A 22,933-nucleotide genomic window follows, 5' to 3' on the forward strand; every position below is an offset into this window, starting at 1 on the left:
CATACGCATCCCGTTGCAAAGACCGGGCACAGTGTGTCGGCGTGTCGGCCCCCGATCCCCCGTGTCGCAGGCCTCCGCGGCGTCATCGTGTCACCGGCCGGTCCGGTGTGCTGACGTCGAACACCTTCACGGGCGGGTCGGTCGCGGGGACCGACAGCATCGCCTCGAGGACCCTCGCCTTCTCCGCACTGCGCTCGGCGCTGCCCCAGAAGATCTTCTGCTCCCCCGAGAGCGAGAGCTGGATGGAATCGACGCTCGACGCCGACGCGCTGTTGAGGCGCGACAGGATGCCCGCGGGCAGTTCGACCAGGACGGCGGTGATCGAGGAGAACACCTCGGAGTTGACGGCGTTGGCGCCGCCGTCGATCAGGGGCAGCCTGACGTCGTCGCGCCGGGCGACCTGCTCGAGCTGCCGGCCCTCCGCGTCGATGAGCACGAATTCGCGGCCGTTCTGCAGGACGGCGACGGGCACGCGCTCCTTCAGCGTGACCACGAGCGTGGACGGCGGCTCCGCCGCGATCCCGACGTCCTCGATGGGTGCCTTGTCGGCGAGCAGGTCCGCCACCTGCTCGCGTGAGATCCGGGTCAGCGGCGTCCCGGTCAGGGGCGCGAGGGCCGCATCGACCTCGGCGGTCGTGACCAGCGTATTGCCCTGCACGGAGACCGTGCGGAGGGCGAGGGCCGGCGAGAAGATCACGTACGCGACCAGCCCTCCGAGGACGAGCATCAGGGCGACGACGGCGATCAGGGTGTTCCTCAGCCGGTGGGAACGCCGCGGGGCCGGGAAGTCGAGGACCGTCCCGGAGGCGCCCCGCTCCGGTCGCCCGGCGAGCGTGGCGGTGCTGCCGGCGGTGCTGCCGGTGGTGCGGTTCCTCGCGCCCGGGGCCCGGGTGCCTCTCGCGCCGGGCACCCGCGTCGCGGGGGGCTTCCGCGGCGTCATCCGGCGGCCCCCGCCGGGCCCGCACCGGCGGCCCGGTCCGTCAGCAGGCCGACGAGCCGGATGCCGTACTGCGTGACGTCCCCGGCGCCGATCGTGAGGACGATGTCACCGGACCGGGCGCCGCCGACCACGGCCTGCAGGGCCTCGTCCGGGTCCGGGACGTACGCCCCGCCGGAGCCGCGCATGAGGTCGGTGATCGTCCAGCCTCCCACGTCGTCGACGGGGTCCTCCCGCGCCGCGTAGACCGGCAGGACGACGGCGGTGTCGGCGAGCGAGAGCGCGTCGGCGAACCCTGCGGCGAATTCCCGGGTGCGGGAGAACAGGTGCGGCTGGAACAGGACGTGCACGCGGTGGTCCCCGGCCACCGTCCGCGCCGCGGTGAGCGCTGCCTGCACCTCGGTCGGGTGGTGGGCGTAGTCGTCGAAGACCCGCACGCCGTCGCCCTCGCCGCGCGCCTCGAACCGGCGTGCGGCACCCGAGAACAGGGACAGGCCCGTCGCGGCGACGGCCGGGTCGACGCCGAGTTCCAGCGCGACCGCGAACGCCGCCGCCGCGTTCAGGATGTTGTGGCGCCCGGGCACGCTCAGTTGCAGGTCCTGCTCGGCGTCCAGGCCGTCGACGGCGAAGGACAGGACGCTGTTCGTGGTGCTGCCGACCGCCCGTGTGGCGCCGATCCGGATGTCGGCCGTGTCGGCGTAGCCGTAGGTCCGGACCCGGCGCGTCCCGGGGATGGCCGCGGCCAGCGCGGCGGCCCCCGGGTCGTCGGCGCAGGCGACCAGCAGTCCGTCCTCGGGCAGCCGGTCCGCGAACCGCCGGAACGCGGCATGGACGGCGTCGGCGGTGCCGTAGTGGTCCAGATGGTCGGCCTCGGCGTTCGTCACGACACTGATGCGCGGCGAGTAGTTGAGGAAGGAGCCGTCGGATTCGTCGGCCTCGGCGACGAACACGTCCCCGCCGGCCCACTCCGCGTTGACGCCGAGTGCCGCCACGTCACCCCCGATCGCGAACGACGGGTCGAGCCCTGCCTGCCGCAGCAGGACCGTGATCATGGCCGTCGTCGTCGTCTTGCCGTGGGTCCCGGCGACCGCGACGGCGAGACGGCCGCTCATCGCCGCGGCCAGTGCCTCCGACCGGTGGAGCACGGGCAGGCCGCGGCGCCGGGCCTCGGCGAGCTCCGGGTTGCTGTCGCGGATCGCCGAGGAGATGACGACGGTCCCGTGCTCCGGGACCGCGGCCGCGGTGTGGCCCACCTGCACGTCGGCGCCGAGGGCGGCGAGGGCGCGCAGCCCCCGGGACTCCGCCGCGTCGGACCCCGAGACGCGCAGTCCACGCCCGAGGAGCACGCGGGCGACGGCGGACATGCCGGCTCCCCCCAGGCCGATGAAATGGACGGGTTCGGCCAGGACCGCGTGGGCGGCTCCGGTGCTGGTCGTGGTGCTGCTCGTGGTGATGCTGGTGCCTTCCGTCGTGCCGTTCGCGGGTGTGGAGGTCCCGTCGCCGGCGGTCCTGTCGTGTCCGGCGCTCATCGGCGGGACTCCGCGAGGGCCAGGACGAGCTCCGCCATGCGCCGGTCCGCGTCCCGTACGCCCTGGGCGTAGGACGCCGTCGACATCGCGGCGAGCCGCGGGGCGTCGGAGACCAGCGGCAGGACGTTCCTCCGGATCCAGTCGGCGGTGAAGGCCTCGTCGTCGACGGCGATCGCCCCGCCGCACTCCACGAGCCCCGCCGCGTTGAGCCGCTGCTCACCGTTGCCGTGGGGCAGCGGGACCAGCACGGCAGGCAGACCCACGGCGCCCACCTCGCTCACGGTCGCGGCACCCGCGCGCGCGACCAGGAGATCGGCGGCCGCGTACACGCGCTCCATCCCGTCCACGAACTCGACCTGGTGGTACCCGGGCACTGCCAGCGGCGCGCCGTCGTCGCCGGGGACCTGCTTGCCCCTGCCGGTGATGTGCAGGATCTGGATGCCCGCCGCGGTGAGCTCGGGCACGGCGCCGGCCACGGCGCGGTTCAGGCTCGCCGCTCCCGACGACCCGCCCGTGGCGATGAGCGTGGGCCGGTCCGGGTGGAGCCCGAGGGAGGTGCGGGCGTCGACGCGTCCGGCGGCGCGGTCGAGGTCGGCGATGCTGCGGCGCATGGGCATGCCCACCAGGACCGCGTCCGTCAGGCCGGTGCCGTCGAACGCGACGGCGACGCGTGCCGCGATCCGCGCGCCCACCCGGTTGGCGATCCCGGGGCGGGCGTTCGCCTCGTGGATCACGACGGGGATGCGCCGGGTCCACGCGGCGAGGTACACGGGCGTCGACACGTACCCGCCGACCCCGACGACGACGTCGGCCCCTGCGTCCGCCACGATCGCCCGCGCCTGCCGGACGGCCCGGAGGAGGCGCACCGGGAGCTTGAGGAGGTCCGTCGACGGCCGTCGTGGCATGGGCACCCGGTCGATGGTTCGCAGCTCGTAGCCGGCCGCCGGGACGAGGCGCGTCTCCATGCCCGCTTCGGTGCCGACCGCCGTGATGCGCGTGCCCGGACGGTCCTCGGTGATGGCCCCCGCGATGGCGAGCAGCGGGCTGATGTGGCCGGCCGTGCCGCCGCCGGCGAGGACGACGGACACCGCGCGGTCGTCGGTGGTGGGGTGTGTCATGGAAGTACGGGGCCTCTTCCGGAGGTTAGGACGCGGACCGGTCCGGTGCCGCGACGGCGGAGTGCGGGGTCTTCCGCGCGAAGGAGAGCAGGACACCGACGGCGGCGAGCGTGAAGGTCAGCGCGGACCCGCCGTAGGAGATGAAGGGCAGCGGCACGCCGATGACGGGCAGCAGGCCCGTCACCATGCCGATGTTGACGAACGCCTGGCCGATCAGCCAGACGAGGATGGACCCCATGAGGATCCGCACGAACGGATCGGTGTAGCGCATCGCCACGCGGATGGTCGCCACGGCGAGGATGCCGAACAGCAGCACGACCACGAAGGTGCCGATCAGCCCGAACTCCTCACCGATGATGGCGAAGATGAAGTCGTTGTGGGCCTCGGGGATCCAGTTCCACTTCTGCCGGCTCTGGCCGATCCCGACCCCGAACCAGCCGCCGGAAGCCATGGCGAACAGCCCGTTGTCGGACTGCATGCACAGGTCCGTCCCGTCGTCGCAGTTGAGCCGGAGCCACGCGGCGATGCGCCCGCCACGGTTCGAGCTCGTCGCGACCATCAGGAGGGACCCGACGACGGCCACGGCGCCCACCAGGGTGAACATCTTCAGCGGCGCGCCGGCGAAGAAGAGCGCCGCGGCGGCGATCATCATGAGCACGAGCCCGGTCCCCAGGTCCCCGCCGATCAGGACCAGGCCGATGGGCAGCCCGCCCAGCGGCAGTGCGGGGATCAGGGCGTGCTTCCAGTCGCGGATCAGGGCCTTCTTGCGCTCGAGCACCGCCGCGAACCACAGGGCCAGCGCGAGCTTCGCGGGCTCGGAGGGCTGGATCGTCTGCGAGCCGATCCGGATCCAGTTCTTGTTGCCGTTGATCTCGACGCCGATGACCAGCACGAGGACGAGCAGCACGATCGCGAGCCCGAGGCTCGGCCAGGCGAGCGCCTTGTAGGCGCGGGGTCCGACCCGGGACAGCACCAGCATCAGGATCAGGCCGGCACCGGCCCAGACGGCCTGCTTGAGGAAGAGGTCGAACGTGTCCTTGCCCTCGGAGATCGCCTCGACGGAGGACGCCGAGAGCACCATCATGAGGCCGATGGCGGTGAGCGCCAGGGCCGCGCCCAGGATCAGGTAGTAGCTGGAGCCGGACGGCGAGTGGTCCGAGCCCTCGAGGACCTCCCAGCCGCGCCGCACCCGGGCGCGCAGGCCCTTCGCCGGCTCGTCGGCGGGCGCGCCTGCTCGCCCGCCGGGGGCCGCCGTGGTGGCACCGCCCCGGACGGTACGCCCGGTGATCGCGGGACGGGGCGTCGACGGCGAGGAGGGCGTCCCTCCGGAAGGGGCCGGCCGCCCCGCCCCCGTGGTCCGGCCGGACCGGACGGAGGGCTTGCGTCCTCCCGGACGGGTTGGCGTGCTCATTACGACTCCTTAGCGGTGATGCCCTGTCCGCCGCGGGCCCGGACGGCCGCCATGAAGGCCGACCCCCGGTGCGCGTAGGAGGAGAACTGGTCCATCGACGCGGCGGCCGGCGCCATGAGTACCGTGTCGCCGTCCCGGGCGAGCCGCCCTGCTTCCGCGACCGCCCACCGCATCAGGGCGTCTCCGGCCGGCGGGTCGGGTGGCCCGCCGGAGCCGGGCCCCCGTCCAGTGTGAAGGCTCGGCGGGAGGGAGACGGGAACATCGGGCGCGTGTCGGGAGAGCGCCCCCTGGAGGGGTGCGGGATCCTCGCCGAGCAGGACGACGGCGCGGAGGCGCCCGGCGTGCTCCCGCACGAGGTCCTCGTAGGAGACTCCCTTGGACAGGCCACCGGCGATCCAGACGACGGACTGGAAGGAGGCGAGCGATGCCGAGGCGGCGTGCGGGTTGGTGGCCTTCGAATCGTTGATCCACAGCACGCCGTCCTCGTTCGCGACCACCTGGATGCGGTGGTCGCCCGGCTGGAAGGCGCGGATCCCGTCGCGTACCGCTGCGGCGGGGACGCCGGCGGCCCGGACGAGCGCGGCGGCGGCCAGCGCGTTGGCGACGAGGTGGCGCGGCACCACCTCGCCGAGTTCGCTGATGGACGCGAGTTCGGCGGCCGAGTCCTTGCGCTGCTCGATGAACGCGCGGTCGACCAGCAGGTCCTCGACGACGCCCATCATGCTGATCGACGGCATGCCGGTGGTGAACCCCACGGCGCGGCAGCCTTCCATGACCTCGGCGTTCTCGACCATGGTCTCCGTCTCGCGCTGCTCCACGTTGTAGATGCAGGCGATCTTCGTCCGTTCGTAGACCGAGGCCTTGGCCGCGAGGTAGGCCTCGTAGCTGCCGTGCCAGTCCACGTGGTCCTCGGCGATGTTGAGGCACACGCTCGCCAGGGGTTCGATGGAATGGGCCCAGTGCAGCTGGAAGCTGGACAGTTCGACGGCGAGGACGTCGTAGCCCAGGGGGTCGCGGATGACGTCGAGGATCGGGGTGCCGACGTTGCCTGCGGCGACGGCGCGCCTGCCGTCGGCGATCAGCATGGACTCCGTCAGGCCGACCGTGGTCGTCTTCCCGTTGGTCCCGGTGATCGTGAGCCATTCGGCGGTGGTGCGGCCCTCGCGGATCCTGACGCGCCACGCCAGCTCGACATCGCCCCAGATGGGGATCCCGGCGGCCGCGGCGTCGGCGAGCAGCGGCTGCGTGGGAGGCCACCCGGGCGAGGTGACGACGAGATCGGGCCGCTCGCCGTCGACCAGGGGCAGGGTTGCGGCATGGTCCGCGCCGAGCAGGACGTCGCGTGCACCGACGATCCGCAGGGTGTCGGCCTTCGCCTCGTTCGCGGGCGTCACCCCGGCGTCGACGACGACGACGACGGCGCCGAGCTCGATGAGGGTGTCCGCCGCGGAGAAGCCTGAGGCTCCGAGGCCGGCGACGACGACCCTGAGCCCGGCCCAGTCGGCGTCCCACGAGGTGAGGCCCGCGAGGCGCGGTGTCTCCCAGGTGTTGGGCACGCCCTTCCCGTCCGGTGCGCTCATCCCACGACCCATTCCGCGTAGAAGATGCCGAGCGCTGCGGCCACGAACAGGCCCGCCAGGATCCAGAACCGGACCACCACGGTGACCTCCTGCCAGCCCTTGAGCTCGAAGTGGTGCTGGAGCGGCGCCATCTTGAAGACGCGCTTGCCGCCCGAGAGTTTGAAGTAGCCCACCTGGATGATGACGGACAGGGTGATCATGACGAACAGGCCGGCCAGGATCACCAGGAGCAGTTCGGTGCGGGACAGGATCGCGAACCCGGCGATCGCGCCGCCGATCGCGAGGGACCCGGTGTCCCCCATGAAGATCTTGGCGGGTGAGGTGTTCCACCACAGGAACCCGACGAGCGCACCGCACATCGACCCGGCGATCAGCGCGAGGTCCAGGGGGTCCCGCACCTCGTAGCAGACGCTGCCCGCGCCCGGCGAGCCACAGCTCTGGTTGCTCTGCCAGATGCCGATCAGCATGTACGCGCCGAAGACGAGGATCGAGGCGCCGGCGGCGAGCCCGTCGAGGCCGTCCGCGAGGTTCACCCCGTTGCTGGCCCCGGTGATGATGAGGTTCGACCAGATGACGAAGAGGATCGCTCCGAGGACCGTCCCGGCGAAGGCGAGGTCGATCGGGGTGTCGCGGATGAACGAGATCGCCGTGGAGGCCGGGGTACGCCCTTGCTCATTGGGGAACATCAGGGCCAGGACGGCGAACGCGACGCCGACGCCCGTCTGGCCGGCGATCTTCGCCGGGGCCGACAGGCCGAGGCTGCGCTGCTTGGAGATCTTGATGTAGTCGTCGGCGAAGCCCACGAGGCCCATGCCGCCGGCGAGGAAGAGGAGCAGCAGGCCCGAGGCGCTGGGCCCGGAGGCGGGAGCCCCGATCGCCATCATCAGCAGGTGCGTGAGGAAGTAGGCCAGCAGCACGGATCCGACGATCACGGCGCCGCCCATGGTCGGCGTCCCGCGCTTGGTGTGGTGCGCGGTCGGTCCGTCGTCGCGGATGAACTGGCCGTAGCTCTTCTTCACGAGGAGCCTGATGAACAGGGGCGTTCCGACGAAGGCGAAGATCAGGGCGGCGGCCGAGCCTATGAGGATTGCTATCACGGCTGGGGGGCCTTTCCGGAAGCGTCTGGCGTGCCGACCGCTTCAGAGTCTGCTGCACTGTGGTTCGGGCTGTGGTCCGGGTTGGGCTGCTGCGCTATCCGGTCTCCGAGGAACCGGAGCCCGACCCCGTTCGAGGACTTGAACAGGACGATGTCGCCCGGCTCGAGCTCGGCGGCGAGCAGCCGCTCCGCCGCCTCGACGTCGTCGACGTGCACGGCTTCGCTGCCCCATGATCCCTCGAGCACGGCGCCGTTGAAGAGCGCCCGCGTGTTGGGGCCCACGCAGACGAGCTTCGAGATGTTGAGCCGGACGACCACGCGTCCCAGGAGGTCGTGCTCCTCGATGCTGCTCTCGCCCAGTTCGAGCATCTCGCCGAGGACGGCCCACGTCCGCCGGCGACCGCGGCCGAGTTCGGCGAGGGTCCGCAGGGCTGCGCGCATCGACTCGGGGTTGGCGTTGTAGGCGTCGTTGATGACGGTCACCCCGTCGGCGCGCTCGGAGCGCTCCATGCGCCAGCGGCTCGCGGCCGCCAGGCTGCGGAGGCCCTCCGCGATCCGGTCGGGGGCGCATCCGACCTCGTAGGCGACGGTCGCTGCGGCCAGCAGGTTCGTCGTGTGGTGCAGTCCGAGGAGCGGGGACACGACCTCGTGGTCGCTGCCGTCCGGGAAGGTAAGGGTGAACGAGGGGTTCCCCTCGGGCGTCGTCGTACTGTTCCTCGCCCGGACCACGTCTCCTTCGGCTGCGAAGTCCTCCGAGGAGGTGAAGAACGCGGTGCGCGCACCGGTCCGGGACCGCATCGCGAGGACGCGCTCGTCGTCGGCGTTGATGACGGCGGTACCCGTCGCGGAGAGGGCCTCGACGAGCTCCCCTTTCGCCCGGGCGATGTTCTCGACGCCGCCGAACTCCCCCGCGTGGGCCGAACCGACGCCGAGGACGACGCCGACGTCCGGCTGGACCAGCGAGGCGAGGTAGGCGATGTGGCCGGGCTTGGTGGCGCCCATCTCGATCACGAGGTACCGCGTCTCCCACGTCGCCTCGAAGACCGTCAGCGGGACGCCGACCTCGCCGTTGTAGGAACCCCGGGGAGCAACGGTGGGGCCTGCCTGGGCGAGGATGCCCGCGAGGAGGTCCTTGGTGGTGGTCTTCCCGGCGGAGCCGGTGATGCCGATGACGGTGACGTCGCCGGCGGCCCGCAGCCGGCGGACCGTCTCCGCGGCGAGCTCGCCCATCGCGAGGATCGCATCGGGGACGACGACGGAGGGGTAGGGGGCGTCGTCCGGTCCGGTGACCTCGCGCTCGGCCAGCGCCAGGACCGCCCCGCGGGCGAAGGCACCTCCCAGGTGGAGGTGCCCGTCGGACGCCTCGCCGGGCTTGGCGACGAAGAGCGCCCCGGGGACGCACTCCCGCGAATCGGTGGCTGCGGAGGTGACGGTGATGGCGGGGCCGGCGGGATCGATCCCGACCGGTCGTCCGCCCGTGAGTGCCGCGATCTCGGCTGCGGTGAATTCAATCATGACGGTTCAGGACTCTATCCCGGGGCGGGAAAGCCCAGAGAATCCGTGCCTTGTCAACGCGGAACGCAGTTCCTCCCGGTCGTCGAGTGACAGGTTGACGCCCTTGACCTCCTGCCAGACCTCGTGGCCCCGGCCCGCGACGATGACGGTGTCGGACGGGCGGGCCAGGGCCACGGCGCACTCGATCGCCTCCGCCCGGGGGAAGACCTCCAGTACCTCGCACGTGAGCCCCTCCGCGCGGACCGCCGCGTCGGCGCCCGCCCGGACGGCCCGGCGGATGACCGCTTCGTCCTCGTCGTGGGGGTCGTCGTCGGTGACGATGAGGATGTCGGACAGGCGGGCTCCGACGGCCCCCATCACGGGTCGCTTGGATTCGTCGCGCTGCCCGGTGGCGCCGAACACGGAGATGACCCGGCCGCCGGGTCGCCGGACCGAGGCCAGGGTCCGTTCGAGCGCGTCGGGATTGTGCGCGAAGTCGACGATCGCTGCGGGTTCCTCGCCGACGAGCTGCATGCGTCCCGGCACCTCGGTGGTGAACGGGTCGTGGTCGTCCAGGGCGCGCTGGACGTCCCCGACGGCGACGCCCGACGCGAGGACCATGACCGTGGCCAGGGCGGCGTTGGAGACGTTGAACGTCCCGGGGAGGCCCGTGCGGACCAGCAGCCGCTCCCCGGCCCGACCCTCGAGGGCGAAGGCGTGCCCGAGGCCGCTGGGCCGCACGTCCGTCACCGTCCAGTCGGCCGCCGGCGCCCCGTCGGCGTCCTGCTCGGTCCGCAGCGACAGGACGGGCACCCCTGCCGTGCCGGCGAGGCGGCGCCCCCAGGCGTCGTCGACGAGGACGACGGCGCGCCGGCAGCGGTCCGCCGTGAAGAGCGTCGCCTTCACGGCGAAGTAGTCCTCCATGGTCCCGTGGAGGTCGAGGTGGTCCTGGGTGAGGTTCGTGAAGCCGGCGACGTCGAACCGGACGCCGTCGACCCGCCCGAACTCGAGGGCGTGCGAGGAGACCTCCATGGAGGCCGCGTGGAGGCCCCGCTCCCGCATGAGGGCGAGCAGCGAGTGGACCTGCGGTGATTCGGGCGTGGTGAGCGCGCTCGGGATGGCGTCCTCGCCGGCCCGGATCTCGATGGTGCCGATGAGCCCCGTGGTCCGGCCCAGTGCGGCGAGGAGTGCGTTGAGGAAGTAGGTCGACGTCGTCTTGCCGTTCGTGCCGGTGATCCCGAAGAGGATCGGGGCGGCGTCCGGGGCGTCCGGCTGGCTGTCGAAGATCACGCCCGCGAGCGGTCCGGCGGCCCGGCGGGGGTCGGGGACGACGACCACGGGCGGGGCGTCGAAGCCGGCCGTCGCCGCGGCACGGGCCACGATCGCGGCGCCTGCCTCGTCCGTCAGGACGGCCACCGCGCCCGCACGCACCGCCTGCTCGGCGAAGTCCGCGCCGTGGCGTGTGGCTCCGGCGACGGCCGCGTAGACATCCCCGGGGAGCACCGACCGCGAATCCAGGGTGAGGCCTGTGACCACGGGGAGATCCGGCGCACCGGCCGATCCGGCCAGCGGCCCGATCGCGGCCAGGGCGGCGGACAGGGCGACCGGGTGCGGGGCACGCGGTCGCATCAGGGAGGCGCCGCCTCCCCGCGAGTTGTTCGATTGCACGATACTCCGGCCTCCGGGTCAGTACTCGACCGGATAGATGTCCGGCTTCATCGTGGACGCCGGGACGTTGTTGGAATTGAGGACCTGCTTCATCACCTTCTGGAACGACTGCCCCGGGATGAGGTAGTACAGGTCTCCCTGCGGACGCTGGAGCGTGACGACGACCACGTACTCGGGGTCCTCGATCGGCGCGATCCCGGCGTAGGACAGGGTATAGCCATCGTAGCCGCCCGCCGGACTGGGGGCCTCGGCGGTGCCGGTCTTCGATCCCACGCGGTACTGCTCGAGCTGCCCGGTCTTGCCCGAGCCCTCCTCGGTCACCGTCTCGAGCATCTTCCGCGTCTTGGCAGCCGTGTCCGCGGACACCACCCGCGTGCCCTCCGCCTGGGGGACCGTGTGCTCGGTGCCGTCCGGGTCGATGTACGCGTCGATCAGCCGCGGCTGCAGGCGCACCCCGTCGTTGGCGATCGTCTGGTACACCATGGCGGTGTGCAGCGCGGTCTGCGCGAGTCCCTGGCCGAACAGGACGGTGTACTGCTGGCGGTCGTCCCACTTGTCGGGGGTGGTCAGCAGGCCCTGGTTCTCCTCGTTGAGCCCGGTTCCGAGCGGTTCGCCGATGCCGAATTTCTTCAGCCAGTCGTACCGTTCCTGCTTGGTCAGCTTCTGGCCCACCTGCACGGTCCCGGTGTTCATCGACTTCGCCAGGACGCCCGCTGCGGTGCGCTTCTCCGTCTTGTGCTCGAAGGCGTCCTTGAACGTCTGGCCATCGATGGTGTACCGGTTCTCGAGGGTGAACCTGGAGGTCGGCTCGATGAGCCCCTGCTCGAGCGCGGCGGCCATCGTGATGACCTTCGTCGTGGAACCCGGTTCGAAGGACGCGCTGACGGAGTTGGGTCGGCGCTGCTCGGCCGGCGTCGCGGTCGGGTCGTTGGGGTCCGGCGTCGTGGACTCGGCCATCGCGCGGATGGCGCCCGTGTCCGCCTCGACGACGACGATGTTCCCCCACTCGGCGTCGTACTCCTCGACCTGCGACGCGATCGTCTGCTGCGCGAACCACTGCAGGTCCTGATCGATGGTGAGCCGCACGTTCTGGCCGTCGACCGCCGGGACGTCCTCGTTCGTGGCGTACGGGATGCGGATGCCGTCCCCGCCGATCTCGAAGGTCCTGCTACCGGCAGTGCCCTCGAGCGCATCGTTGAGCGAGTACTCGAGGCCCTCCTGCGGCTCGCCGTTCTCGGACACGAAGCCGATGATCGACCCGCCGACGGCGCCCGCCGGATAGGTCCGCACGCTGGTCTCGTCGGCGTAGACACCGGGGATCTTCACGGCGAGGGCCCGGTTCTTGACCTCGGGTGTCACCGATTTGAGGATGTAGTTGAAGCTCTTGTCACCGAGGACGGCGCCCCTCAGCGTCTCCCCATCGATGCCGATGACGGCGGAGAGCTCCGAGACCGCCTGGTCCATGGGGATGACCTCCCACTCCTCGAGGTCGTCGTTGAAGCGGCGGAACTCCTCCACGTCGCTCAGGCGCTGGTCGACCACGAGGTCGTAGCGCTCCACGCTCCGTGCGAAGTACTTGCCGTTCATGTCGACGATCGAACCGCGCACGGGCTGCACGGCGGTGGTCGTGAGCCGCTTGGACAGACCGGCCTGTGCCATGCCGTCGAGATCGAGGGCCTGCAACTGGAAGAGGCGCACCCCGAGGACCATCAGGAGGACGAGGACGAACGCGAGCCCCACGCGGAGCCGCCTGGAGCCCAGGGCCAGACGCATGCTGTCGGGGCTGCCGAGGCGTGCAGGGGTCACGGAGAATCCTTGTCGATCGGTCTGGGGCGAAGTTCTGGAACCGTTCTGCTACTGGCCGGAGCCGAGCTGCTCGGGACCGGGGATCGTTCCCGACCCGCTGCTCGCCGCCGCGTCCCCGTCCGTCGCGGGACCGGTCGGGTCCGACCCGAGGTTCGGCGCAGGGATGAGGACCTCGGGTTCGGGGCCCTCGGTCGCGGGCTCCGGCGTGCCGGTCACCTTCATCGAATCTAGCTCAATGGTCCCGAAGGTCGGGGAGGACACCATGCCGAGTTTCGTCGCGGCGGCGGCCAGGTTCTGGGGGGCTTCCCTCGCCTCGATGGCGAGCACGAGCGCCTCGTTCTCCTGGCTCAGGGCTGTCTGCTGGTTGCGGAGCTGTACGAGTTCGTACTGCGTGCCGGAGACGGAGATGTTGAGCATGAGCACCGCGGCAAGCGCCGCGGCGAGGACGAGCAGGCTGAAGACGGCGAAGGGCACCTTGCGTCGGGCCGGGCGCGCGGGGACCACGGACAGCGGCGTCCGGGCCTTCGGGGTGGCGATGGCTGCGGTGGACGGTCCGGTCAGCCGTCCCGGGGCCAGCGCGTAGGCGCCGTTCCCGGAGAAGGCCGCGACGCCGTGGCGCTTCTCCACGGTCAGTGCCTGGCTCATATGGTCATCCTGTCGACGGGTCCGGCTTTGATTCGTTCAACTGCCCGCAGCTTGGCCGAGGCCGCCCGCGGGTTCTCCTCGATCTCCGCCGCGGTGGGCGCTTCGGTGCCGCGGGTCAGCGATCGGAGGTAGGGCTTGTGCTCCTCGAGTTCCACCGGGAACCCGACGGGCGCGGAGGACTTCGTTCCCGCGGTGAAGGCGCTCTTCACGATGCGGTCCTCCAGGGAGTGGTAGGACATCGCGACGACGCGGCCACCGATCAGGGCGGAGGCGATGGCCGCGGGGACGGCCCGCTCGAGAACGGTGAGTTCCTCGTTGACCTCGATCCGCAGCGCCTGGAACGTCCGCTTGGCGGGGTGGCCGCCGGTGCGGGCTGCCGCGGCGGGGACGACGCCGCGGATGACGTCCACGAGCTGGGACGTGGTCCTGAACGGTCCGGTCTCCCTCCCCCGCACGATCGCCGATGCGATCCTGCCGGCGAACTTCTCCTCGCCCCAGGTGCGGATGATGCGGAGGAGGTCGTCCTCGCCGTAGGTGTTGACCACCTCGGCCGCCGTGATGCCGCGACTCGTGTCCATGCGCATGTCGAGCGGGGCGTCGTAGGAGTAGGCGAACCCCCGATCGCGCTCGTCGAGCTGCAGAGAGGAGACGCCGAGGTCGAAGAGGACGCCGTCCACGCCGTCGATGCCCAGGTCCTCGAGCACCTCGGGCAGCTCGTCGTACACGGCATGGACCAGGTCGGTGCGGGCCGCGTAGGGGGCGAGCCGTTCGCCGGCGAGTCCGAGCGCCTCGGTGTCGCGGTCGACGCCGACGAGGTGCGCATCGGGGAAGCGCTGGAGCATGGCCTCGGCGTGGCCTCCCATGCCGAGCGTGGCGTCGACGACGACCGCGCGACGACCGGCGGCTTCCGCTGCGGCGACGGAGGGTGCGAGGAGGGAGACGCAGCGGTCGCGGAGGACGGGGACGTGGCGTTCCCCCGTCGGCCGGTCACCCGTCATGCGTCCTCTCCCTCCTGCAGTTCGTACTCGTCTCGGGTGTCACTGCAGGCAGGTAGGGAGGCCGGCCTTCTTGGATCAGACCCCCATCCGGCCGGAGGGCCGTCGCCTGGCTTCGGGGAAGTGAAGCCAGGAGGCGTACCGGATCCGGCGGCTGGAGATCTCATCCAAGGGACGTTCCCACCTGCGCCGTCGTGCTGCGTGCTGGTCCTGCTGTTGTTCAGAGGATGCCCGGGAAGGCATCCTCGTCCGTCTCGGAGAACGCCGTCTCCTTCTCCGTCAGGTAGGAGTCCCAAGCGTCCGCCGCCCAGATCTCCGCGCGGCTCCCCGCCCCGATGACCGCGAGGTCCCGGTCGAGTCCCGCGTAGGTCCTCAGCGCAGGCGGGATGGTGATCCTGCCCTGCTTGTCGGGTACCTCGTCCGAGGCGCCCGACAGGAAAATGCGGTTGTAGTCCCTCGCCTGGCGTGACGAGATGGGGGCCGCGCGCATCTGTTCGTGAACCCTTTCGAACTCACTCATGCTGAAGACGTAGATGCACCGTTCCTGGCCCCTCGTGAGGACAAGACCCTCGCTCAGTTCCTCGCGGAACTTCGCAGGGAGAATGAGCCTGCCTTTCTCGTCCAGACGGGGGGTGTGAGTTCCGAGGAACATCCCTGACCGCCTGTTCTGAGTCCGCCAAGCCCAGCTTGGTGCCGTACCGCTCTTATATTCCCCACTTTACTCCACAACTCTCCCCGGTCAACGTATTCGGCGCGCGCCGCGCCCTTTTCGTCGCGGCGTGTCGCGCTCTGCGCGGCGGGCGACCGCGCGACGGCGCGCCCGATCCCCGCGGGGAGTGAAGTGGAGGGGTTAAACGAAGAAGGACCCGCCGGGGCGGATCCTTCTGGACTACGGTCGGGCGTCCCTGACTCCTATGTCTGGTCGCGCTTCCGCTCGTCCCATTTGTCTTCGAGACTGGACATGAAACCGCTCTTGCCTCCGGTCGATGCCTTGGTCGGCTTGCCGAGTGGCTGGCCGGCATCGACCTGCTTCGACTTCGTCGTGGCGAAGTACACGCCACCTCCCATGATCAGGAAGCCTGCGACGCCGATGAAGATGTTCTGGTAGACGATGCCCGCCAGAAGGACGAGGATGCCCGCGATCGTAATGAGCGAACCGATGACCAGGCGCCGGGTCGACATCGACTTCCGACTGTCCGAGGCCATGGAGTGCGCGAATTTGGGATCGTCGGCGTGCAACTGCTGTTCAAGCTGATCAAGCAACCTCTGCTCGTGTTCCGAGAGTGCCATGACCGCCTCCTTGATGTGGGTACCAACGTTCCTCCACCCAACCAACGCTCCTGACGCTGTACCGGTTCCCGATGCGGGGGTCCGGGACCGCAGGTTCCGGGTGGTGGATTTGCGTCATGACCGGTAGTTGGACTACCGGGTTAAAGACTAGTGTGCTACCCCCGGGGCGCAAAGTCACAATGCGGTGTTGGGAGCCACCTCTTCTGGATGATATGGGACCCTCCTGGCGCTCAACGGCGAGGATCCCGATCGCCCTGCACAGGTCCCCGCCGTGACCCTCCGGACGGTCCGGACGGCGGCGGCCGACCACCGCCACGGACGTCCGGAGGAGTCCCGGCCCGGTCGTCGTCGGCCTCCGGCGGCAGGCCGCCGCCGGGCTCGCCGGGAGGTGCCGGCGGGCGTCCTCGTGCGAGGAGGCCCGCCGGCATGACACCGGCGTCCCCGAACTTCCGGTTCACGTCGTCGAGGGCCCGTTCGGCGAGCCTCCAGTTGTCGTCCTGCCGGTCGATCGTCAGTTGCGTGGAGCCGTCGCCGCCGGTCACAAGAGATTCCGCGCGGAGGCCGATCAGCCGCACCGCCATGGGCCTGTCGCCCAGACCGGCGAGCAGTGCCGTCGCCGCCCGGTAGAGCGCATTCGCATTGTCGACGGGCTCGTCGAGCTTCTTCGATCGCGTGAGTGTCGAGAAATCCTCGTAGCGGAGCTTGAGCGCAACCGACCCGGCGCGGTGGCCCGAGGCCCGCAGCCTCGTCGCGGTGCGGTGGGCAAGCCGCAGCAGTTCCCGCCGGAGGACGTCGGAGTCCTCGACGTCGCGGGAGAACGTCTCCTCCGCGCCGATGCTCTTCTCGGGACGTGAGACGACGACCCTCCTCGGGTCGCGGCCCCAGGCGAGGTGGTGCACGTGCTCGCCCGAGGCGCCCAGCAGGCGTCGGAGAGTGGCCACCGGGGTGTGCGCGACGTCCTCCACGGTGCGGATGCCGATGCGGGCCAGGACCTCCTGCGTCTTCGCGCCCACACCCCAGAGGGCGGAGACGGGAAGCGTGTGGAGATAGGCGACCGTCTGGTCCCCCGGGATGAGCAGGAGGCCGTCCGGCTTGGCCCTCGCGGAGGCGATCTTCGCCACGAACTTCGTCGTCGCGGCCCCGACACTCGCCGTGATCCCCAGCGTGGAGTGGATCTCCGCGCGGATCTGCTCACCGATGGCCCGCGGGCTGCCGAGTCGCCGGAGCGAGCCGGCGACGTCGAGGAAGGCCTCGTCCACGCTCAGCTGCTCGACCTCCGGCGTGACCGACCGGAAGATCCCCATGACCTGGGCGGAGACCTCCGAGTACCGGCGGTGGTGCGGAGGGAGGATGACCGCGGTGGGGCACTGCCGCATCGCGACCGCCATCGGCATCGCGGACCGCACGCCGAACCGGCGGGCCTCGTAGGAGGCGGACAGGACCACCGATCTTCCGGACGGGGAGCCCACGACCACCGGCACGCCACGCAGGTGCGGGTGGTCCAGCAGTTCCACGGAGACGTAGAAGGCGTCCATGTCGATATGCAGGATGTGGCACTCCGCATACTCGACAGGTTCCTGCCCCGCGTCCTTTGGCACGCCTTCATCGTACGCACCGGCACCGACACCGCAGGGGCCGCCGGTTAGAGTGGGGACACCACCGAAGACGAGCCGCACGGGAGATTCATGCTGTCCGCACCTGCCATCCCCGACCAGGGCGGCCCCGCTCCCGACGCCATCACCGTGGAGCAGGAACGGTTCCGATCCTCCCTCACGCGGTCCATCGAGGGCTTCCTCGCCGACCAGAGCACGGTCCTCGGCTCCATCTCCGACGAGGCGCTTCCCCTCATCTCGAGCATCGCCACGCTGACGAGCGGAGGGAAGCGGATGCGGGCGCTGCTGTGTTACTGGGGCTGGCGGGCGGCGGGCGGATCACCGCTGGCGTCCGCCCCGGTGACGGCAGGCACGGCCCTCGAGTTCTTCCAGGCCGCGGCGCTGATCCACGACGACATCATCGACCGGTCCGACACCCGGCGCGGGCGCCCGAGCGTCCATCGGCAGTTCACGGCCCGCCACGCAGACGCGGGATGGCACCTCGACGCGGAGCGGTTCGGGGTCGCCGCGGCCATCCTGGCCGGCGATCTCTGCCTCGCCTTCAGCGAGGAGCTCTTCACGGGCTGCTGCTCCGGCGTCAGGGGCGACGCCGGGACCGCGGCGCGGGTGATCTTCAATCGCATGCGCACGGAGGTGATGGCGGGCCAGTACCTGGACCTGCTGGAAGAGGCTGTCGGTCCGGACCAGACCCCGGCGGTGGCCGCGGACCGCGCTCTCAACATCCTCCGCTTCAAGTCCGCGAAGTACTCGATGGAGCGGCCCCTCATGCTCGGTGGAGCGCTCGCCGGCGCGGACGACGCCCTGCTCGCCGCCTACTCGGCATTCTCGTTGCCGCTGGGTGAGGCGTTCCAGTTGCGCGACGACGTCCTCGGCGTCTTCGGCGACCCGTCGGTGACGGGCAAACCCGCCGGGGACGATCTCCGCGAGGGCAAGCGGACCTTCCTGATCGCGCGGGCACTCGGATCCAGTACCGGGACCGGGCGTGCCCGCATCAACGCGATGCTCGGCGACACCTCCCTCGACGCCGACGCGGTGGACACCTTGCGGGCGATCATCGTGGACAGCGGAGCGCTGGCCCACACGGAGCAGCTCATCGGGCAGAAATCCGAGGAGGCGTTCCTGGCGCTCGGGGACCTCGAGGTGGACCCCGTCTCCCTGCGGGCGCTGCGCCTCCTCGCGGAGGCTGCGGTGACGCGGACCGCCTGACGGTCCCGCACCGGACAGTCCGGGGCGGACGGGGGATCCCTACCAGGCGGCGGCCTGGGCGCGGCGGCGGATCTCCGTCTTCCGGCCCTCCCGCAGGGCGTCGATGGGCCGGCCCGGCAGCGACTCGTCCTCGGTGTACAGCCACCGGATGATGTCCTCGTCGCCGTAGCCGCTGTCCGCCAGGACCACCACGGTGCCCTTGAGGCTGTCGAGGACGCCCCCGTCGACCAGGAAGTCCGCCGGCACACTGCGGATGTTGCGCTCTCCGATCCGCACGCTCACGAGTGCACGCTCGCTGACGAGCGAGTGCACGCGGGTGATGGGCAGATCGAGCGCCTCGGCCACCTCGGGGAGATTGAGCCAGGCCGGAACGAGTTGTTCGAGTTCAGTCACCGTCCAAGGGTGCCATGCTCCCGCACCCAACTCCACCCGGCCGCCCCTTCGGCAAGGACTCCTCAAGAAGCACCGGGAGGGACACGCCGATCTTGACGATTCCCTGCATTTTCACGCCCTTGTGCTATCGAACCCATCGTGTAGATTCACTTGAGTCACACCGATCACACCTTTAACACGTAAAACAGCAGCATCATCAGCACCTGCACGTTCCCGGACAGGAAGAGTCACCCCGGGGGCGTGCGTCCGCGCGGACTCATCCGCCAACAGACGAGGAACGAAACATGACTGCCCAGCGATCGAACGCACCGCTGAACGGCACCCGCAGGAAGGCCGACGGCGCGAGCCGGCGCGGCCTGAACGTCGCCGTGACCACCGCCGCCCTCCCCGCGGTGCTTCTCTCCTCCGTGGCCCTCGCCCAGCCGGCGTCGGCGGCTCCCGCCGTGCAGGTCCCGGTCACCCGGCACCTCGGAGCAACGCAGACGGTCCTTCCCCCGCGGGCCGTCGTCCCGGCCGGCCTCGTCGCCGCGCAGATCCCAGCACAGAAGATCGCCGTCGTCGCGCAGACGGTGCCCGGCACCTACACCGTGAAGCCCGGCGACACCATCGGCGCGATCGCCAAGCGGTACGGACTCTCCACCGCGGCCGTCCTGACGCGCAACGGACTGACCGCGCGGACCGTCATCTACCCCGGACAGAAGATCAAGCTGGCCGGTGGGTCCGTCCCTGCAGCGAAGTCCGCCCCCGCAGCACCGGCCGCCCCGGCCGCCGCGGCGACCTATGTCGTCAAGCCCGGCGACACCCTGGGTGCCATCGCCTCCCGCCATGGGGTGAGCCTGCAGAGCGTCCTCACGGCCAACAGGCTCTCGATGTCCTCGATCATCTACCCCGGCCAGAAGCTCAGCCTCGGCGGCAAGGCTCCCGTCGCCGCTCCCGCTCCCGCTCTCGTCAAGTCGAAGCCCGCACCGGCGCCCTCCCCGGCGGGCGGCACCTACGTGGTGAAGTCCGGCGACACGCTCGGAGCCATCGCCTCACGCAACGGCGTCGGCCTGGATTCGCTGCTCACCGCCAACGGCCTCTCGCGGTCGTCGATCATCTACCCCGGTCAGAAGCTGAAGCTCACCGGTTCCGTCACGCCGCAGGCGACACCCCCGAAGGTGCAGGCCCCCGCGCCCGCTCCGTCCGCCGGGTCCTACACCGTGAAGGCCGGCGACACGCTGGGCGCCATCGCCTCCCGGAACGGTGTGGGCCTCTCCGGCCTGCTCGCCGCGAACCGCATGAGCATGACCACGGTCATCTACCCGGGACAGAAGCTCACCATCCCGCGTCCGGGCGCCACGCCCGCCCCCGCCCCGGCCCCCGCCCCGGCCCCCGCGCCGGCCGGCCTCGTGCCGTCGAGCTTCCTCGGGTTCACGTACCCGGACAAGGTCGTCGCGGACGCCAACGCGAACAAGGCCCTGCTCAACGCGCTTCCCGCGCCGTCGCAGGCCGAGATGAAGAAGATCGTCGCCGACACCGCACGCTCCATGGGCGTCGACCCGAGCCTTGCCATGGCGTTCGCCCATCAGGAATCGGGCTTCAACCAGCGCGCGGTCTCGCCGGCGAACGCCATCGGCACCATGCAGGTCATCCCGTCGTCCGGTCAGTGGGCGAGCGACCTCGTGGGGCGCAAGCTCAACCTCCTGGACCCGTACGACAACGCCACGGCCGGTGTCGCGATCATCCGCTCGCTCACCCGCACCAGTCCGTCGCTGGACATCGCCATCGCGTCCTACTACCAGGGCCAGTACTCGGTGCAGACCCGGGGCATGTTCGCGGACACCAAGCAGTACGTCGCGTCGGTCAAGGCCCTCCAGAAGACCTTCCGGTAGGTCGACGCCGGCCCGGTACCGGTGAGGGGGTGGGGCCGTGTGGTCCCACCCCCTTTTCGCTGCTCCCGTTTAGTATCGAAGGGTGCACCAGCAACGGAAGGACCCCCTCGAGGGAGCAACTGTCGACGGGCGCTACGTCGTCCATTCGCGGTTGGCCCGCGGGGGCATGTCCACCGTCTACCTCGCCACCGACCGCCGCCTGGACCGGCGCGTGGCGCTCAAGGTCCTGTACCCGCACCTGGCCGAGGAGGCCGGCTTCATCGACCGCTTCGAGCAGGAGGCGAAATCCGCGGCCCGGTTGTCCCACCCGCACGTCGTGGGCGTGCTGGACCAGGGCGTGGACGACGTCGACGGGCAGGACGTCGCCTACCTGGTCATGGAGTTCGTCCAGGGCCGCACCCTGCGGGACGTCCTGCGCGAGCACGGCCGGCTCACACCCCGCCATGCGCTGGACCTGCTGGACGCGGTCGTCGAGGGGCTGGCCGCCGCCCATGACGCAGGACTGATCCACCGCGACGTGAAGCCGGAGAACGTCCTCCTCTCCGAGACGGGCCAGGTGAAGATCGCCGACTTCGGGCTCGCCCGCGCCGTGTCGGCGACCACGGGCACGGCGACCCTCGTGGGCACCGTCGCCTACCTGTCCCCCGAGCTCGTCCTCGGCCGGCCCGCCGAAGCCCAGAGCGACATCTATTCGACGGGCGTGATGCTCTTCGAACTCCTCACCGGGCGGCAGCCCTTCACGGGCGACACCCCCATCCAGGTCGCCATCCAGCACGCGCAGGCGGACGTGCCGGCGCCGTCCCGGTTCCTTCCCGGCCTGGCCGCGGACATCGACGAGCTGGTGCAGTGGTGCACCTCCAGGGATCCCGAGGACCGCCCGGTGGACGGGTCGGCGCTGCTCGGCGAGCTCCGGCACATCCGCGCGACGCTCACCGACGAGGAACTGGACTTCGCACCCGAGGACGCACCCGACGCCGTCCCGGAGCAGGATCAGCTCACCGTCGCCGTCGTCCCGCAGCTCCCGGACGACGGCGCCCGGACCGTGGCCCTGGCCCGGTCCGCGTGGGCTGCCGGGCCCGACGACGCCGCCGGGACCGGCCGCACGGAGGTCCTGCCCGGCGGGGCGAGCGAGGACCACCGCACCAGCGTCATCGGCAGGGACCGCAACGCGACCCGGGTGATCGGAGCGATGCCCGCCGTCCCGCCGGCGTCGGGCCCGCTCGCACCGCCCGTGGAGAAGGAGCGGTCGGGCAGCACGGCCGCCGCGGCGGGCGGTCCCGGCGGACGCACCGCCCGCCCGCTGTCGAAGCGCCAGCAGGCGCGGGAGGCGCAGCGTCCGCAGAAGACCCTGCGCGGGCGGACCGGGCGGCGTTCCGTGCGGCTGCTCGTGGCCCTGCTGATCGTCCTCGCGGGCCTGGTCGCGGGGCTGGGCTGGGTCTTCGGTGCCGGGCCGGCCGGGGTCGTCACCCTGCCCGACGTCGCGAACGTCCCGCTCGGGGAGGCGCGGGCCGCCCTCGAGGACGAGGGGCTCGTGTCCGTGTCCACGGAGGAGGCCTTCAGCGAGGAGGTCCTCCCCGGCCTGGTGATCGGCACGGAGCCCGCCGCGAACACCGAGGTCCGGCGCTTCGAGCGCGTGGACCTCCTCGTCTCCAGGGGGCCCGAGCTGTTCGCCGTGCCCGACCTCGGCGGCCGGACGCAGGACGAGGCCGCGGCCGAGCTCGAAGCCGCCGGACTCGCCGTCGGCGCGCTGGGCCAGGAGTACAGCGAGAGCGTGCCGGCCGGCGTGATCCTGCGGCAGGACCCGGAGCAGGGCGCCGAGCGCCGGCGCGGTTCCGTCGTGGATCTCGTGATGTCCCTCGGTCCCGCGCCGATCGCCGTCCCCGACGTCGTCGGTCTCGCCGAGGAGGACGCCGTGGCCGCCCTCGAGGAGGCGGGACTCATGCCGGTCGTGGACGGGACCCGCGAGTACAGCCGGACGGTGCCGGAGGGCGCCGTCGTGGGCCAGAGCCCTTCCGGCACCGACGTCCAGCGCGGGACCGGCGTCACACTCACGATCTCCCGCGGTCCGCGCCTGGTGCAGGTCCCCAGCGTCTTCTCGCTGTCGGAGGAGCGTGCCGTGGCCGCCCTGGAAGCGGCCGGCTTCGAGGTGCAGGTCGACTACACCTTCGGCAGCCCGGTCCTCGGTCTGGTCGCCGGGCAGAGCCCTTCGGGCGAACAGCCCGAGGGCACCGTCATCCGCATCACGGTCACCTGAGGCCCGGCTCCCCCACGAACGCCGGAG

At 71.2% G+C, this 22,933-nt stretch carries 18 protein-coding genes; 3 read left to right on the top strand and 15 right to left on the bottom strand.

Translation table 11 applies throughout. The annotated features are described in order from the left end of the window. Nucleotides 1–82: 82 nt before the first annotated feature. The 14 genes from AC4D2E_RS08410 to dinB form a co-directional block, all read right to left on the bottom strand. Nucleotides 83–940 carry a cell division protein FtsQ/DivIB gene (locus AC4D2E_RS08410; protein WP_490952269.1) on the bottom strand — a complete coding sequence of 286 codons (858 nt, stop codon included), beginning with the start codon at nt 938–940 and terminating at the stop codon, nt 83–85. Beyond that, on the bottom strand, nt 937–2,466 hold the full coding sequence (gene murC / locus AC4D2E_RS08415; protein WP_490952270.1) for a UDP-N-acetylmuramate--L-alanine ligase: 1,530 nt from the start codon (nt 2,464–2,466) through the stop codon (nt 937–939). Before murC ends, AC4D2E_RS08410 begins: the two co-directional genes overlap by 4 nt. Then, complete coding sequence (gene murG / locus AC4D2E_RS08420; RefSeq protein ID WP_490952271.1) at nt 2,463–3,584, bottom strand: undecaprenyldiphospho-muramoylpentapeptide beta-N-acetylglucosaminyltransferase; 1,122 nt, start codon at nt 3,582–3,584, stop codon at nt 2,463–2,465. Before murG ends, murC begins: the two co-directional genes overlap by 4 nt. A gap of 25 nt (nt 3,585–3,609) precedes the next feature. After that, complete coding sequence (gene ftsW / locus AC4D2E_RS08425) at nt 3,610–4,995, bottom strand: putative lipid II flippase FtsW (RefSeq protein WP_104164253.1); 1,386 nt, start codon at nt 4,993–4,995, stop codon at nt 3,610–3,612. Then, nucleotides 4,995–6,575: a UDP-N-acetylmuramoyl-L-alanine--D-glutamate ligase gene (gene murD / locus AC4D2E_RS08430; protein WP_104164251.1), complete on the bottom strand. Its 1,581-nt coding sequence runs from the start codon at nt 6,573–6,575 to the stop codon at nt 4,995–4,997. Before murD ends, ftsW begins: the two co-directional genes overlap by 1 nt. Continuing rightward, complete coding sequence (mraY, locus tag AC4D2E_RS08435) at nt 6,572–7,672, bottom strand: phospho-N-acetylmuramoyl-pentapeptide-transferase (protein WP_104164249.1); 1,101 nt, start codon at nt 7,670–7,672, stop codon at nt 6,572–6,574. Before mraY ends, murD begins: the two co-directional genes overlap by 4 nt. Beyond that, nucleotides 7,669–9,186 carry a UDP-N-acetylmuramoyl-tripeptide--D-alanyl-D-alanine ligase gene (locus AC4D2E_RS08440; protein WP_490952272.1) on the bottom strand — a complete coding sequence of 506 codons (1,518 nt, stop codon included), beginning with the start codon at nt 9,184–9,186 and terminating at the stop codon, nt 7,669–7,671. The genes mraY and AC4D2E_RS08440 overlap by 4 nt, the downstream gene beginning before the upstream one ends. Before the next feature lie 6 nt (nt 9,187–9,192). Then, nucleotides 9,193–10,794 (bottom strand): UDP-N-acetylmuramoyl-L-alanyl-D-glutamate--2,6-diaminopimelate ligase, encoded by a 1,602-nt coding sequence (locus AC4D2E_RS08445; RefSeq protein ID WP_490952343.1) that lies wholly within the window; start codon nt 10,792–10,794, stop codon nt 9,193–9,195. Nucleotides 10,795–10,851: 57 nt separating this feature from the next. Further along, nucleotides 10,852–12,639, bottom strand: a complete 1,788-nt coding sequence (locus AC4D2E_RS08450; RefSeq protein ID WP_258069607.1) for a peptidoglycan D,D-transpeptidase FtsI family protein — start codon at nt 12,637–12,639, stop codon at nt 10,852–10,854. A 48-nt stretch (nt 12,640–12,687) separates the two neighbouring features. Next, nucleotides 12,688–13,284: a cell division protein FtsL gene (gene ftsL / locus AC4D2E_RS08455; protein ID WP_104164243.1), complete on the bottom strand. Its 597-nt coding sequence runs from the start codon at nt 13,282–13,284 to the stop codon at nt 12,688–12,690. Then, the gene (gene rsmH / locus AC4D2E_RS08460) at nt 13,281–14,282 is read right to left on the bottom strand and encodes a 16S rRNA (cytosine(1402)-N(4))-methyltransferase RsmH (RefSeq protein ID WP_104164241.1); all 1,002 of its coding nucleotides are present in this window, start codon (nt 14,280–14,282) and stop codon (nt 13,281–13,283) included. Before rsmH ends, ftsL begins: the two co-directional genes overlap by 4 nt. Nucleotides 14,283–14,499: 217 nt before the next feature. After that, entirely contained in the window at nt 14,500–14,931 is a 432-nt protein-coding gene (gene mraZ / locus AC4D2E_RS08465; protein ID WP_104164239.1) for a division/cell wall cluster transcriptional repressor MraZ, read from the bottom strand. Nucleotides 14,932–15,191: 260 nt separating this feature from the next. Continuing rightward, nucleotides 15,192–15,569, bottom strand: coding sequence for an SCO2097 family morphological protein (locus AC4D2E_RS08470; RefSeq protein WP_104164237.1), 378 nt, complete (start codon nt 15,567–15,569; stop codon nt 15,192–15,194). A 230-nt stretch (nt 15,570–15,799) separates the two neighbouring features. After that, the gene (gene dinB, locus AC4D2E_RS08475; RefSeq protein WP_490952344.1) at nt 15,800–17,104 is read right to left on the bottom strand and encodes a DNA polymerase IV; all 1,305 of its coding nucleotides are present in this window, start codon (nt 17,102–17,104) and stop codon (nt 15,800–15,802) included. Between the two features lie 150 nt (nt 17,105–17,254). On the opposite strand from dinB, the gene AC4D2E_RS08480 reads away from it, so the two are divergent. Further along, nucleotides 17,255–18,388, top strand: coding sequence for a polyprenyl synthetase family protein (locus AC4D2E_RS08480; protein ID WP_490952273.1), 1,134 nt, complete (start codon nt 17,255–17,257; stop codon nt 18,386–18,388). Between the two features lie 39 nt (nt 18,389–18,427). On the opposite strand, the gene AC4D2E_RS08485 is transcribed toward AC4D2E_RS08480, so the two are convergent. Next, complete coding sequence (locus AC4D2E_RS08485) at nt 18,428–18,781, bottom strand: Rv2175c family DNA-binding protein (protein WP_104164233.1); 354 nt, start codon at nt 18,779–18,781, stop codon at nt 18,428–18,430. A 284-nt stretch (nt 18,782–19,065) separates the two neighbouring features. Between AC4D2E_RS08485 and AC4D2E_RS08490 the strand changes: the two genes are divergently transcribed. Beyond that, complete coding sequence (locus AC4D2E_RS08490; protein ID WP_490952274.1) at nt 19,066–20,652, top strand: LysM peptidoglycan-binding domain-containing protein; 1,587 nt, start codon at nt 19,066–19,068, stop codon at nt 20,650–20,652. An 82-nt stretch (nt 20,653–20,734) separates the two neighbouring features. Then, nucleotides 20,735–22,906: a Stk1 family PASTA domain-containing Ser/Thr kinase gene (locus AC4D2E_RS08495; protein WP_490952275.1), complete on the top strand. Its 2,172-nt coding sequence runs from the start codon at nt 20,735–20,737 to the stop codon at nt 22,904–22,906. Nucleotides 22,907–22,933: the final 27 nt, after the last annotated feature.

It is taken from the genome of Arthrobacter sp. TJ-265 (assembly GCF_058269135.1).